Below are 13,935 nucleotides of genomic sequence, written 5' to 3'. Positions count from 1 at the left end.
ATAATTTAATTTTTTCCTGTACTTCCGAAACCACCGTCTCCACGGCTTGTTTCAGAAAGTGCATTGGTTTCTTTTAATTGTGCCTGTACAAATGGTGCTACAACCATCTGCGCTACGCGTTCACCGCTTTCGATGATCACGTCTTCGTTCGACAAGTTAATCAATAATACGCCGATTTCACCGCGGTAATCCGCATCAATGGTTCCGGGTGAATTCAAAACAGTTACTCCCTGCTTAAATGCGAATCCGCTTCTCGGGCGGATTTGAACTTCAAACCCGCTTGGAATTTCAAGGAATAAACCGGTTGGGATCAACTTGCGTTCCAGGGGTTTTAAAGTAACCGGTTCATTCAAAAAAGCGCGGATATCCAAGCCTGCGGAATCTGCAGTGGCATAATGCGGCAATTCGTTGTTTGACTTATTGATGACTTTGATTTCCATAGAACTATTTCTGATTTGGATCTTTGGTCACGGAATAACTGATATCCATGACATTTTTTGCACTTTGTTCTGTAATTCCCTGTTCGAAAGTAAAGGTATACGTTCCTTTTTGCGGGAATTTACGGTGCCTGAAATAAACTGTATTTTCTACAATAGTCCCGGATGTTTCACCGATCCAGGAACCGTCCGGATTAGCGATTTTTATTTCAATCGGTTCTCTTCCTACCTGACCGAGCGGAGTTTTGGAATGAATAAAGAACCACAGGTTATTGTAAGCATAATCAGTTGTTGTGCGGATGATAATCTGAATGGTATAGAAAGAATTGGTATCGGGGATATTGACCTTAAACACCGGTTTTACGTCCTGTTCCCACGAATTATTCGCGAAAGAATACGACTTGTTGTAAAGTGGGGTTTCTCCGCATGAGCAGAGCAAGACCAATAAAGCCAGGATCCAACTATTTTTCAGTGCCTTCATTTCCTCCGTTGTTTTTGCGTGGCGGTCTGCGACGATTATTTTTCTTTTTATTCGGATTTGCCTGGGCCTGAGGTGCGTTTCCTTCACTGAGTTCAGCCGGTTTTGCCTGTTGCGGCCGGTTTTTTTGCTGCGGTTTATTTCCCTGAGGCTTGTCCTGTTTTGGAGGTCTCGGAGCTGCCACCGCACCTTGTGCCGTCGCTGTTGGAGACATGCGATCTGCCTGAGCGCCCGATCCTTTCGATTTTTTCTTCTTGCGTTTTTTGTTTTTGCTGAACGTATTGTCGAAACGGTTCAAAGAATCCTGTCCGACTACATTGTCGTAATCCGGTTCTTTTCGCGCAATCTGGACATGAGCATCGAAATCTTTCAGATCAGCCGGTTTTTTTCCCGCTTTGTTAATTTTGATAATGTCCTGAACGCGTTCCGGCGTTAATGCAACCAATCCCACGCCGATAGAAGCTTCGCCTTCATACATATACCACAATTGTCTTTTGAAGACATCTGTTTTGATATGGAAAGCCGTTCCTTTTTCGGTTTGCAACTTGACATCTGTACTCGGGAAAGATTTGATTGCATCTAAGTACATGTCCAATTCGTAGTTCAGACAGCATTTCAATTTTCCGCATTGCCCGGCTAATTTTTGCGGATTCAGGGATAATTGCTGATAACGTGCCGCAGAAGTGGAAACCGAACGGAAATCCGTCAACCAGGTGGAACAGCATAACTCCCGGCCGCAGGAACCGATCCCACCCAAACGTTGGGCTTCCTGGCGCGAACCGATCTGGCGCATTTCAATCCGGATCTTGAATTTATCAGCCATGTCTTTGATCAACTGGCGAAAATCCACACGTCCTTCAGCAGTGTAATAAAACGTTGCTTTGGTTAAATCGCCCTGGTATTCTACGTCGGATATTTTCATCTCCAGACCGATATTTACGGCTAGTGTACGAGCCTGGAACATGACTTCCGACTCCAGGGAGCGGGCCTGTACCCACTTGTCAATATCTTCCTGATTTGCAATCCGCAAAATCTTTTTCGTCTCCATTGGTTTTAACCCCGGAGATTTTTTCTTGACCTGAATTCTGGCTAATTCACCTATCACGGAAACAACGCCCACATCGTATCCCGGGCTTGCTTCAACTGCTACCACATCACCCACTTGAAGTGAGAGGTTCTTCGCATTTCTGTAAAACGTCTTGCGACTGTTTTTGAAGCGAATTTCAAGTATATCGTAAGGTACCTGACCGGCTGGAAGCTGCATGTTTGCCAACCAATCGAATACACCTAGTTTATTACATCCACCAGAACTACAGGTCCCATTATTTTTACAGCCGCGTGGTGTACCACCTCCGCTGCTACACGAGGAACATCCCATAGTTTTTTGAATTTGATGTAAAAATACGAAAATTAACAGTTGTGATTTGCATTTTGTCATCCGACTTGACAACAGCCTGTTGTGAATAGCTGCAGGGGGAAAAAATTTTTCGCTCCTGCAACCAAAAATTACGTATTTTCGGAGACAATAAAACACGGTCTACAAATGAAATTCGGATTTATCTTTTCAGTAGCTGCAACCGTTTTGCTTACGGTATCTTGTCATTTTAATAAGGACAACAGAAAATCATTTGATGATGTGGTGGAGTACAATGATTACATTGTAGATCATATCAACGGATTGGATTCTGCCTATATTCTTGCCCTGGCAACCGATAGTGGGATTGATGTTTGTATGAAAAAATGTGATCTGCTGGTGGATTTGTGTGATAAAACAACAGCCGAATTTAAAGGTATTCAGCCTTATGAAGGTGACAGTTCATTGACGATGCAGGCATTGGCATACACGCAGTTTATGAGAAACAACGGCGAGAAAGAGATCAAAAAGCTTTTAAAACTGATCGATACGTACCAAAAAGCAAGCTTCGAAGAACAGGCAGACTTGGTAAATGAGGTTCAGTCAAGCGCTGCAAAAATCGATAAACAATACGATATCGAGATCAACAAAGTGGATGCCGTTCAGCAGAAGTTCTCCCAAAAACACAATTTCAAGATCCTAAAAAAATAGAAACAGGTCTAAGCTCTGTGAATAAAGCGCATGACTTGAAAGCATAGCTGCGTAAACAACAATTTTCCGAAGGCATTCCGGTCTAAATGGTAGTGGGCATCGTTGAAGATTTCCATGAAATCCAGTGCATTGTTGTTGGAGATAAAACGCGCAAAATTAGCCAGGAAAGCAGCTTCTTCCTGTGAGACACGTGTCAGCATATCCTGAGTGTAATTTTTCAGTAAACTCTGACGCACCATGTGCAGGGCATATTGAACAAACTGCTTTTGTCCTTCACGGGAAAGGGCAGAAATGGCATCGGTCCAATCGAGCATGGCGTTGACATCCTTTTTGAAACACACCCGCATCAGTTGGATGAACAGTTCCCGGAACAGGTTCGCTTCGGATTGGTCGCCCATGATTTGTTGTGCATCGATCAGGTTGCCGTTGCTTCTGGCAGCGATACTTTCTGCCAATTGACGGCCAATTCCACTACGTTCCACTACCTGTTGGATGATATCGATCGGGTAGGAGGAAATGCGCAGGATCTGGGTCCTGGAAAGAATGGTTGTAAGCAATTTATCCGGGTTGTCGGTAACCAGCAGAAACAAGGTTTTCGCCGGCGGTTCCTCCAAAATTTTCAGCAATTTATTCGCACAGGTAGCATTCATTTCTTCTGCCATCCAGATCAGCATCACTTTGTATCCGCCTTCATAGGATTTCAGCGAAAGCTTTTTCACAATCTCAAGACTTTCTTCCGTCCCGATGATCGGTTTTCGCTCCTTGTCGTCCATGCGTTTTGTCCAATGGTAGAGATCAAAAATCGGTTGTTCCTGGATTTGAGTTCTCCAAAGAGCTAAGAGTGGATTGGTTGTTTTGGAAATGGTTTGGACAGTGGGGAAAGAGAAATGCAGATCCGGGTGTTGCAGGTCGGATACTTTTTTGCAGGACGGGCAAGTTCCGCAACTGTCTTTTTCCTGCTTGTTCTCACAAAATAGATACTGAACGAAAGCCAAAGCCATCGGCAATGTGGCGTGTCCTGCTTTTCCGGCAAATAATTGGGCATGACTGATCTTTCCTCCTTTGACCTCTTCAATCAAATGAGATTTCAGTTCCTCCTGCCCTGGTATTGAATTGAATTGCACAGTGTAAAGTTAAGCTTTATGCCGAAACTGGCAGATAATTTGTAACTTGCCTTTGCAAAAATAAATACTATGAAACAGATAACACTTTTGACCGCCACATTATTTACCACCCTCGTTTTTAGCCAGGAAGTAAAAATCTCCAATGACAAAGTAAGTTTTTCTCACGGGTCCTTTGACGCGATCGTTGTGACCATTCCGTATGCGAATAAAGACGTGGTAGAAAAGGAACTGAAATCCGAAATGAAAGACTGGGGAGGAAAATACAACAGTTCGAAGGGTGAATATACCGCAAAAGAGGCCAAGATGAAGGATATGGGCGACAAGTATTTCGACGGTTACGCCAAAATCATTGAAAGCGGTTCCGAGATCAAAGTAGCATTTGCCGTGGATTTGGGTGGTGCATACATGAATCACAACGAGCATAAAGATCAGCACAAAACGATTGAGAACCGGGCGAAAAAATTCGCTCAAAACGCTTCCAAAGAAAGTGTAAACGGGATGATCGAAGTAGAAACAAAGGTCTTGAAGAAATTGAATGGTGAGAAAGAAGACCTGTTGAAGGACATCGAAGATTCCAAAAAAGACATCGAGAATTACAAGAAGAAAATTGCGGAAGCAGAGCAAAAGATCAAGGACGATGAAGCCGCCACCCAGAAGAAAGAAGGGGAAATTGCTACCCAAACTACCAAAGTGGAGGAAACTCAAGGCTTGTTGAAGAAGATTAAGTAATCCGGAAAACGAAAATATGAAAGAGTCGTCAGTCTTGGATTGGCGACTTTTGTTTTTAGAAAAAACGTGTAAGCACACTGGAGATCATTCCATAAAGGGTTAATCCAATGAGGGCCGAGCTCAATCCGAAGAAGGTCCAACTGAGCCACCTGGCTTTATATGCGCCGGGATTTCTGCGTATATGTGCGATAGAAACCATCGAGAAAATAATAAAAGTAACTGCGCAAGCCAGTGTCAGAGTGAGCGTAATTTCCGGAATGGATACAACAATACTCAACAATCCCAAAATTCCTCCTAAAACAAAACAACCCAATGCAGCCCAGGTAAATGGCTCAACCCTTCTTTTTTCGGGTTCAATTGGAACCTCGTCGTCCGCAACTTCCTTCGCATAAACAATTGAATTTGATTTAAGTTCAACTTGTGTTCCGAAGGCAGTTGTTTGTTTTGTAATCGTGTCTGCATGAGTTTCGGACAGGTTTGATTCTCGTGCTTTTAAAGAATCTGCAAATCCATTTTCAGAAACAACCTCATCATTAGTGGGAATAGCTGAAAATTCACCTTTTCTCTCCACAATATTCACCTTATCTGATTCTTTTTCTTCTTTGGAATAAGCTCTCTTCCATTCCACGTGATATCCCGCTCCAAAGTGGCGTTTGGTAATGGTACAAGCAGTTAGCATTAAGATCAGTAATAACGTAAATAATGATTTCATTGGAATATAATCTTTACAAAGATGCGTAAATCATTTAAAAACAAGCGGCTTCTGCACCTTCAATCCCTTGACCGGTGACCGGATTCATGACACGACCCTTCACGGTCACGTTCTTCCCGAATTTGGTGCAGGAAACAATTGTGATAATAATAAAAAGCTGTAGCAGAAACTTCATTAATAATTAATCGTTTGAATATTATCCTGGTTAGGAAGAACCTCGAAATTGACATCATATTCGTTTGAAACGCCATTTCTAATTACAGTATAATGGGTGTAAACTGTTCCCATTGGAGCTTGTGAAAAATTAGAATTATATCCGCTACAACCTGTCAAAATCCAATCAACAGCCAAAAAACTACCAACCTGATTTGTTCTACGAATAATAATCGTATCATTTGTCCCTTGGCAATTTATATTATTTACGATTATTTTATAATTTCCTTGAGGTACCGCATAATAATCCGCGTGCATGGTTTTGCCTTTTTTTACGCTGATGGTAAAAGCGTCAAACAAAGGAACATCGTCCTTCTTTTCCCAACCTATGGGATAATAGTCTCCAACGTCGGTTGTATGACAAGTCAGGTAACACTTGGAAAGACTCGCTTTGCTGATTTCAAAATACCCATCGGAATCTGTTGTTGTTTCTTTTACCCGCTTACTTCCACTTGGATAATCCAGGGTAGAACGATACATAATAACAGGTACATTGGGAATACCCTCTCCGGTGACCGGATTCATGACACGACCCTTCACGGTCACGTTCTTTCCGAATTTGGTGCAGGAAACCAAGGCCAAAACCAGGATTAAAAACAATCTCATTGAACTAGTAATTGATGTTCCAAACCTTCGTTTCGCCCTCATTCAAGTAAATGCTATCTTTTTTTGGGGTTACGATTCCATTTTTGGTAACAGTTCCTGAATACTTATACCACCCCATCGGTGCTTTATTCATATTACCGGTTTGATTTACGCACCCTAAATAAATTGCAGGATTGGGGACATCATCGTAAAAGCCAGGAATAGAATGAGTTCGATAAATTTTTAATTCATCATTTGAATCAAAACAAGAAGTGTTATTGATATTGATTTGTAAGTTGCCATAAGGAATGGCATAAAAATCGGCATTTGTTACCTTCCCTTTCTTCACTTCCAATTCAAAATTGTCGATAAAAGTTTGGCCTCCATCCTTCGTCCACCCCAGTCTGTAGAAATCACCCGTCTCACACCGTGCAACCGGAGAAGCCCAGGTATATTTATCCAATTCAAAATTGCCGCTTGCATCCGTTACTACCGATTTTATGGTTTTATAATTGGAATCATAGCCTCCTTTGACCCGCAAGAGTTTCACTTCTGCACCTTCAATCCCTTGACCGGTGACCGGATTCATGACACGACCCTTCACGGTCACGTTCTTTCCGAATTTGGTGCAGGAAACCAAGGCCAAAACCAGGATTAAAAACAATCTCATTGAACTAGTAATTGATGTTCCAAACCTTCGTTTCGCCCTCATTCAAGTAAATGCTATCTTTTTTTGGGGTTACGATTCCATTTTTGGTAACAGTTCCTGAATACTTATACCACCCCATCGGTGCTTTATTCATATTACCGGTTTGATTTACGCACCCTAAATAAATTGCAGGATTGGGGACATCATCGTAAAAACTAGGAATAGAATGAGTTCGATAAATTTTTAATTCATCATTTGAATCAAAACAAGAAGTGTTATTGATTTGTAAGTTGCCATATGGAACCGCATAATAATCTGCGTGCATGGTTTTTCCTTTTTTAACACTGATGGTAAAAGCATCAAACAAAGGAACATCATCCTTCTTTTCCCAACCAATAGGATAATAATCCCCCACTTCTGTGACATGACAAGTCAGGTAACACTTGGAAAGACTCGCTTTGCTGATTTCAAAATACCCATCGGAATCCGTGGTTGTTTCTTTTACCCTTTTACTTCCGCTAGGGTAATCCAGGGTGGAACGATATATAATAACAGGCACATTTGAAATCCCTTCTCCGGTAATGGGATTTAAAACTCTTCCTTTTACGGTCATATTCTTCCCGAATTTGGTGCAGGAAACTGAAAATAATAAAATGATTAAAAATAGACGATTCATAATGAGATTCTAATAATTCACATTTAATATTGTAGTTAGACCTTCATTAACAAACACCGTATCATAATATGTTGTAGTAACTGAATTTTTGGTTACTTCCCAATGGAAATATTTGTATCCCATAGAACTTTTCACCGGAGATCCTGGAATATCAATACATCCATCCAATGATGTCATTAATCCAGGGTTAAAAGTCCGTGAATCATAAGGCCCTCCATCAAAATAGATCTTGATATTATCGAATGAATTAAAACAGGATGTGTTTTTGATATTTAACGTTAGACTTCCATATGGCACCGCATAATAATCCGCGTGCATGGTTTTACCTTTTTTAACGCTGATAGTAAAAGCATCAAACAAAGGAACATCGTCCTTCTTTTCCCAACCTATGGGATAATAGTCTCCAACGTCGGTTGTATGACAAGTCAGGTAACACTTGGAAAGACTCGCTTTGCTGATTTCAAAATATCCATCTGAATCCGTGGTTGTTTCCTTCACCCGTTTACTTCCGCTAGGGTAGTCCAGGGTAGAACGGTACATAATCACCGGTACATTGGAAATTCCCTCTCCGGTAATGGGGTTTAAAACTCTTCCTTTTACGGTCATGTTCTTCCCGAATTTGGTGCAGGAAACTAGGACAAAAAATATTCCTATTAGAATAGTGACAAATCTCATACTAATAATCGATATTATACGTTACCTGCCCATTCTCTGGTACAGTCACAATATGTGAATAGGAATTGCTAATTCCATTTCTTATGACCGTCCATTCAACCAGATAATTTCCGCTTGGAACTTTAGCAAATTCACCATCATTATCATAGCAACCTGTTAAAGTAAAAGGCTGAAACACCGAGATACCATTTAAAGAAACATAGCTTCTTTTATAAATCAAAGTATCATTTGGACCTTGGCAATTTATATTGTGAATACTGATTTTAATCTCACCATAGGGCAATACATAATAATCCGCGTGCATGGTTTTGCCTTTTTTTACGCTGATGGTAAAAGCGTCAAACAAAGGAACATCGTCCTTCTTTTCCCAACCTATGGGATAATAGTCTCCAACGTCGGTTGTATGACAAGTCAGGTAACACTTGGAAAGACTCGCTTTGCTGATTTCAAAATACCCATCTGAATCTGTTGTTGTTTCCTTCACCCGTTTACTTCCGCTGGGGTAGTCCAGGGTAGAACGATACATAATAACAGGTACATTGGGAATACCCTCTCCGGTTATGGGATTCAACACCCTTCCTTTCACGGTCATGTTCTTCCCGAATTTGGTGCAGGAAACAATTGTGATAATAATGAAAAGTTGTAGTAGAAACTTCATCAGTAGTTAATAGTATAAGTTTTATACTCACCTTCTGCTAAATAAATTGTATCGTAAAAAATAGTAGTTACTGCATTCTTAGTCACCTCCCAACGATAGTATCTTGCTCCCATAGGTACTTTTGAATGATCAGAAGCGGTAAATTGATAACATCCCATTTCATCTATCATAAGACCAGATTTACCCATATCCACTTGAGTACCTTCTGCATATAATACAAAATGATCAGTAGATCCTTGACAACTAATATTATGGATATCAAGTTGCAAAAAGGCATATGGCACCGCATAATAATCTGCATGCATGGTTTTTCCTTTTTTAACGCTGATGGTAAAAGCGTCAAACAAAGGAACATTGTCCTTCTTCTCCCAACCAATGGGATAATAATCACCAATTTCTGTGACATGACAAGTCAGGTAACACTTGGAAAGACTCGCTTTGCTGATTTCAAAATAACCATCTGAATCCGTTGTTGTTTCCTTCACCCGCTTACTTCCGCTCGGATAATCTAATGTGGAGCGGTACATGACAACCGGAGCATTGGGAATTCCTTCTCCTGTGATTGGATTCACGACTCTTCCTTTTATTGTGACGTTTTTTCCAAACTTGGTGCAGGAAGAGATTAGGATTATCATGAAAAACAGTAGTAGAAACCTCATTAGCAATTAATAAAGAAGATCAAAATTCGTAATACCATTTTCATTAACAAAAACAGTATCATACTTGTAAATAGTTCCAGATGGCCGACTGATCTTCATATATATAATGTGAGTTCCCATTTTCATTTTGTCTGAACCATTACCAACTATATCTACACAGCCTGCAAAAGGAGAAGACCAAATACTTAAAAAATCATTATCATATTGGTGCTTTATTTTATACCACATGGTATCTGTTGATCCTTCGCAATTTATGTTTTTAATATGCCAATGTAATTGCCCATATGGTAATGCATAATAATCCGCGTGCATGGTTTTACCTTTTTTAACGCTGATAGTAAAAGCATCAAACAAAGGAACATTGTCCTTCTTCTCCCAACCAATGGGATAATAATCACCAATTTCTGTGACATGACAAGTCAGGTAACACTTGGAAAGACTCGCTTTGCTGATTTCAAAATATCCATCTGAATCCGTTGTTGTTTCTTTTACCCTTTTACTTCCGCTAGGGTAATCCAGGGTGGAACGATGTATAATAACAGGCACATTTGAAATCCCTTCTCCGGTAATGGGATTTAAAACTCTTCCTTTTACGGTCATATTCTTCCCGAATTTGGTGCAGGAAACTGAAAATAATAAAATGATTAAAAATAGACGATTCATAATGAGATTCTAATAATTCACATTTAATATTGTAGTTAGACCTTCATTAACAAACACCGTATCATAATATGTTGTAGTAACTGAATTTTTGGTTACTTCCCAATGGAAATATTTGTATCCCATAGAACTTTTCACCGGAGATCCTGGAATATCAATACATCCATCCAATGATGTCATTAATCCAGGGTTAAAAGTCCGTGAATCATAAGGCCCTCCATCAAAATAGATCTTGATATTATCGAATGAATTAAAACAGGATGTGTTTTTGATATTTAACGTTAGACTTCCATATGGCACCGCATAATAATCTGCGTGCATGGTTTTCCCCTTTTTCACATCCAGCTTAAAGTTACCAGTATAAGATACTCCATCGTCTTGTGTCCAACCCAATTCGTAATAGTCTCCGGAGAACTTTCCGCAAACAGCAGAATAACCAGCCAATCCTAATTTATTCAATTCAAAAGTTCCATCACTTCCAGAAGTAGCTGTCTTTACCGTTTTCCATCCACCATCATAACCTCCAGCGGTTTTTTGTAACCAGATTTCTGCACCTTCAATTCCTTGACCGGTAATGGGATTCATTACACGTCCCTTGATGGTGACATTTTTACCAAATTTGGTGCAGCCGGCAACAAAGAGAAAAAGTAAGATAAAAGCATAATATGGTTTCATAGCACGAGTAATTTATGTGTTTCTGTTTTTGAATTCGTAGTTACACGAATGAGGTAGGTTCCTGTTTTTAAAGGATTCCGATGCACATATTCTGTTTCTTCCAATGTATTTATGTCGTCAATGATAGTACCGAACATGCTGTAAATTCGGATACTTGAAATTACAGCTTCCGGAGCAGTTTTCAAAGAAAAGGTACCATCATTGGTCGGGTTGGGATAAAGTACCACCATATTTCGTTCCTGTGGTGAATTATCCATTTCAGGCAACAAACGTTCTTCCGGAGTTGTATTACCCACACTTTCTCTGGTACCCGATACCGTTAAATCACTGCTTGCTTCGCACTGTTCAAATTCAATTTTCAGGTGTACTTTAGAACCGGACTGGAAATGCACACCCGGTTTCAGGTTGATCTCCTCTCCGGCACGCAAATCCACCATTGCATTGGGTTGCGTAACATAGTCTCCGGGATCGGTAGCCGGGGTAACCAGGTGACCCACGGTGATGATATTCAAGGCTCTGCGGCGTACATAGTAAGTATAATTGGAGCGTGCGCGGAATCCGACCCGTTGGTTTTGCAGTTTCAGGTACCAGGGTTCTGCTTCATCAAAAATGAAATCATTCAGGGCTTTCACATCATCGAAATCGCTGTCTCTTAAATTGATGTGTGGGTCAATTTTATTGTCAATGTAAATGGCTTCAAAAGGTGTCACCTGGAAATGATCGTTAGGACGACCCAAATTCGGGTATCCGTAATGACTGGATGGAATAAGCACCCCATTCGATTGTGTACCTATGTTCATCAATCCAAGATCCTGCACATTTACCGTCATACTTCCATCCGAAGGCCAGAGATTGCGGTTAATGCCCAGAGCCGTTACTACAGACTTGTGACTGTAAAAAGCTTTCCCGTTCCAGATTTGGGTGATGGGGAAATAAGTCCAGTCGGCTACCGAAATAAAATTCCCAATCTCTATCATGTTTGAACCAGCCACATTGTCAATCTCCTGCATCATGGATACATTCACTTCGTGCCTGCACACGGTTTGAAAGGGATTCAGGAATAAGGGAGGTAATTGCCTTCTGAAGATCTGGAAGGTTTGCCCGGAAGGCATGTACTTAGCGGTACCGATCCGGAAGCGATAACCCAGGAATGAAATGTTCTGCCAATATTCTCCGGCATTGTTGTATTGTTCTGTACCATCGCTGTTTTTACCACTGATTTTGCCTAAAGAAATGGCAATATTCCGCGTAGCAACAGGGATCGGGAAAATGTGTTCTCCATTGTCAACAGCGCTCAGAGCATCCAGGAAATTTTGGCGTCTCCAATGATAGGACGGTTCAGTATAATTGATTTCCTGAACAGGTGACAGGAAAATATTGTCACTGTAATTCGCAGCATGATAGGCCACTAATTCTTTGAACGTTTTTTGATTAATTGTTCCGAGTAAAAAGGTCGCCAAAAAATAATGAACTCCGTTTACCAAAGGGGTAGGAGTTCCAAAAGCATTTCCCCCGAGCACATTACTTTTATAATAATTGGCACTATAGACCTGATACTGGTACCCCAACGGAATATTTGCCCCATAGAAATTAGCATCGTACGCAATATTGAGCCTGGAATGATGATGTGGATTATTCTGGCTGTAATCCAGGTGTTTTTGTTCCATACGTAACAAGGCAAGACGGGCAATATCTTCTCCCATGGAGCTACCTTGGATAATGTTTTCAAAATACTGTCCCGATTTGAGGTTTAGATTCAAATCGTTTAGAAAGGTTTCCAGCAAGGAGGCTGATTCCTGCATACCATGCTGATACGGTTTCGACTGGATATTGAATTTTACCAGAAAAATATCGTATTCCTGTCCTATCAGGTTTTCAAGCAAATTTTGGTGCCAATCGTTATAAATAGTCCAAGTCTTGCGAAATCCCTGTCCGAACATAGGCGGACGATACCCTGTAACCAGAATATATGGTTTTTCCGGCCGTGTTCTTCCACACGCAGGAATCATACACCATTTCAGTTTATTCCCATTATCTTCTACCGTGCCGCATCGTGTACAGCCCGGATCTTTTTTATCACCCTTTTTGCATCCGGTGGCATAATCATCATCGTCTCCTTCCCAGTCTTCCGGAGTGAAAAAACTTTTCGTATCGTCTTTCGTAATCACTTCGGGAGTGTTCAGTATGAAATCAATGAGTTTTGAAGTACTATCCCGGTAGGTAATCCGGATCCGGAAAAATTGAATTGAATCGTAATGCGGAGCAAAATAATTGATTTCGTCGAAGGCAATTGTTTTCCAATCTCCGTCACGACCGAGTTCCAACGAAAGCACATCGCTTATCTTCCGGATATTACTGACAAAAAAGTCACTTTTCACAACCATTCCCATGACATCACTTGAAAAATAATCGAACAAGGGTCCGGCCAGAAAAGAAGTGTCAGTAGAAACAATGGAACTGTCTGAAGTATCCAGGTCTTTCCAAATAGAACCGTCTTTCTCCAAAATGCCATTATTTAAACCTGCTTGTTCATCCACCAGGTTATAGGTGAGTTCAAAAATGCCAAGCGGAACAACAATAATTTCCTGCTCGAAATCCATTTCACCGACATAACTGTAAACCTGATTGAAAAGTGAATCCATAGGTGGCAACTTGTTCTTTTCAAATGCTATTTGATTCATTTCATATAACCATTGAAGCATTCTATCTGCATTTGATTTGTAAATAGTAGAATCTCCTTCGAACAGATCTGTTTTTAGTAACAAACTATCAGAAAGCAATAGTGATAATTTGTTGGCAAGATATCCACTGGGAGCCTTGGTTTCTAATTCCGAATAAATCGTATCTGCCAATTTTTCCCGGCTCAGAAAAACCGTGTCAATTTGTCCCCACCCATGTAATCCCATGAGCAGGAACATTCCTGTGATGAATTTTCTCATG

The 13,935-nt window shown here is 40.7% G+C and carries 17 protein-coding genes; 2 read left to right on the top strand and 15 right to left on the bottom strand.

Going from position 1 to position 13,935, the window contains the following annotated elements:
- Nucleotides 1-5: 5 nt before the first annotated feature.
- The 3 genes from dut to FO442_RS17030 are packed head-to-tail and all read right to left on the bottom strand — an operon-like array spanning nt 6 to nt 2,293.
- Nucleotides 6-440 carry a dUTP diphosphatase gene (gene dut / locus FO442_RS17040; RefSeq protein WP_144334426.1) on the bottom strand — a complete coding sequence of 145 codons (435 nt, stop codon included), beginning with the start codon at nt 438-440 and terminating at the stop codon, nt 6-8.
- Nucleotides 441-444: 4 nt separating this feature from the next.
- Entirely contained in the window at nt 445-918 is a 474-nt protein-coding gene (locus tag FO442_RS17035; RefSeq protein ID WP_144334425.1) for a gliding motility lipoprotein GldH, read from the bottom strand.
- Nucleotides 899-2,293, bottom strand: a complete 1,395-nt coding sequence (locus tag FO442_RS17030) for a PSP1 domain-containing protein (protein ID WP_144334424.1) — start codon at nt 2,291-2,293, stop codon at nt 899-901. Before FO442_RS17030 ends, FO442_RS17035 begins: the two co-directional genes overlap by 20 nt.
- Nucleotides 2,294-2,458: 165 nt before the next feature.
- Here FO442_RS17030 and FO442_RS17025 point away from each other — a divergent pair, with 165 nt between their 5' ends.
- Nucleotides 2,459-2,980, top strand: a complete 522-nt coding sequence (locus FO442_RS17025) for an LIC11966 family surface protein (RefSeq protein ID WP_144334423.1) — start codon at nt 2,459-2,461, stop codon at nt 2,978-2,980.
- 8 nt (nt 2,981-2,988) lie between these two features.
- On the opposite strand, the gene FO442_RS17020 is transcribed toward FO442_RS17025, so the two are convergent.
- Nucleotides 2,989-4,104 carry a DNA polymerase III subunit gene (locus FO442_RS17020; RefSeq protein ID WP_144334422.1) on the bottom strand — a complete coding sequence of 372 codons (1,116 nt, stop codon included), beginning with the start codon at nt 4,102-4,104 and terminating at the stop codon, nt 2,989-2,991.
- A 69-nt stretch (nt 4,105-4,173) separates the two neighbouring features.
- Here FO442_RS17020 and FO442_RS17015 point away from each other — a divergent pair, with 69 nt between their 5' ends.
- Nucleotides 4,174-4,833: a hypothetical protein gene (locus tag FO442_RS17015; protein WP_144334421.1), complete on the top strand. Its 660-nt coding sequence runs from the start codon at nt 4,174-4,176 to the stop codon at nt 4,831-4,833.
- Between the two features lie 55 nt (nt 4,834-4,888).
- Here FO442_RS17015 and FO442_RS17010 read toward each other — a convergent pair whose 3' ends face one another.
- The 11 genes from FO442_RS17010 to FO442_RS16965 form a co-directional block, all read right to left on the bottom strand.
- On the bottom strand, nt 4,889-5,545 hold the full coding sequence (locus FO442_RS17010; protein ID WP_144334420.1) for a hypothetical protein: 657 nt from the start codon (nt 5,543-5,545) through the stop codon (nt 4,889-4,891).
- A 34-nt stretch (nt 5,546-5,579) separates the two neighbouring features.
- Entirely contained in the window at nt 5,580-5,720 is a 141-nt protein-coding gene (locus FO442_RS18775; protein WP_186280220.1) for a hypothetical protein, read from the bottom strand.
- Nucleotides 5,720-6,364 carry a peptidase associated/transthyretin-like domain-containing protein gene (locus FO442_RS17005; protein WP_144334419.1) on the bottom strand — a complete coding sequence of 215 codons (645 nt, stop codon included), beginning with the start codon at nt 6,362-6,364 and terminating at the stop codon, nt 5,720-5,722. Before FO442_RS17005 ends, FO442_RS18775 begins: the two co-directional genes overlap by 1 nt.
- Before the next feature lie 4 nt (nt 6,365-6,368).
- Nucleotides 6,369-7,013, bottom strand: coding sequence for a carboxypeptidase-like regulatory domain-containing protein (locus FO442_RS17000; protein ID WP_144334418.1), 645 nt, complete (start codon nt 7,011-7,013; stop codon nt 6,369-6,371).
- A 4-nt stretch (nt 7,014-7,017) separates the two neighbouring features.
- Entirely contained in the window at nt 7,018-7,668 is a 651-nt protein-coding gene (locus FO442_RS16995) for a carboxypeptidase-like regulatory domain-containing protein (RefSeq protein WP_144334417.1), read from the bottom strand.
- Between the two features lie 9 nt (nt 7,669-7,677).
- Nucleotides 7,678-8,274 carry a hypothetical protein gene (locus tag FO442_RS16990; RefSeq protein WP_246073875.1) on the bottom strand — a complete coding sequence of 199 codons (597 nt, stop codon included), beginning with the start codon at nt 8,272-8,274 and terminating at the stop codon, nt 7,678-7,680.
- A 70-nt stretch (nt 8,275-8,344) separates the two neighbouring features.
- The gene (locus tag FO442_RS16985; protein ID WP_144334415.1) at nt 8,345-9,001 is read right to left on the bottom strand and encodes a carboxypeptidase-like regulatory domain-containing protein; all 657 of its coding nucleotides are present in this window, start codon (nt 8,999-9,001) and stop codon (nt 8,345-8,347) included.
- Nucleotides 9,001-9,636, bottom strand: a complete 636-nt coding sequence (locus FO442_RS16980; protein ID WP_246073874.1) for a carboxypeptidase-like regulatory domain-containing protein — start codon at nt 9,634-9,636, stop codon at nt 9,001-9,003. The genes FO442_RS16985 and FO442_RS16980 overlap by 1 nt, the downstream gene beginning before the upstream one ends.
- Before the next feature lie 30 nt (nt 9,637-9,666).
- Nucleotides 9,667-10,260, bottom strand: a complete 594-nt coding sequence (locus tag FO442_RS16975) for a carboxypeptidase-like regulatory domain-containing protein (RefSeq protein WP_144334413.1) — start codon at nt 10,258-10,260, stop codon at nt 9,667-9,669.
- A gap of 72 nt (nt 10,261-10,332) precedes the next feature.
- A complete protein-coding gene (locus FO442_RS16970) occupies nt 10,333-10,995 on the bottom strand; it encodes a carboxypeptidase-like regulatory domain-containing protein (RefSeq protein WP_144334412.1) in 663 nt (220 codons plus the stop codon).
- Nucleotides 10,992-13,934, bottom strand: a complete 2,943-nt coding sequence (locus FO442_RS16965) for a T9SS type A sorting domain-containing protein (protein ID WP_144334411.1) — start codon at nt 13,932-13,934, stop codon at nt 10,992-10,994. The genes FO442_RS16970 and FO442_RS16965 overlap by 4 nt, the downstream gene beginning before the upstream one ends.
- Nucleotide 13,935 lies beyond the last annotated feature (1 nt).

It is taken from the genome of Fluviicola chungangensis, assembly GCF_007558725.1.
Lineage (GTDB): Bacteria > Bacteroidota > Bacteroidia > Flavobacteriales_D > Crocinitomicaceae > Fluviicola > Fluviicola chungangensis.
The sequence above is the reverse complement of the archived record's forward strand: the minus strand, read 5'-3'. Positions and strand labels throughout refer to the sequence as shown.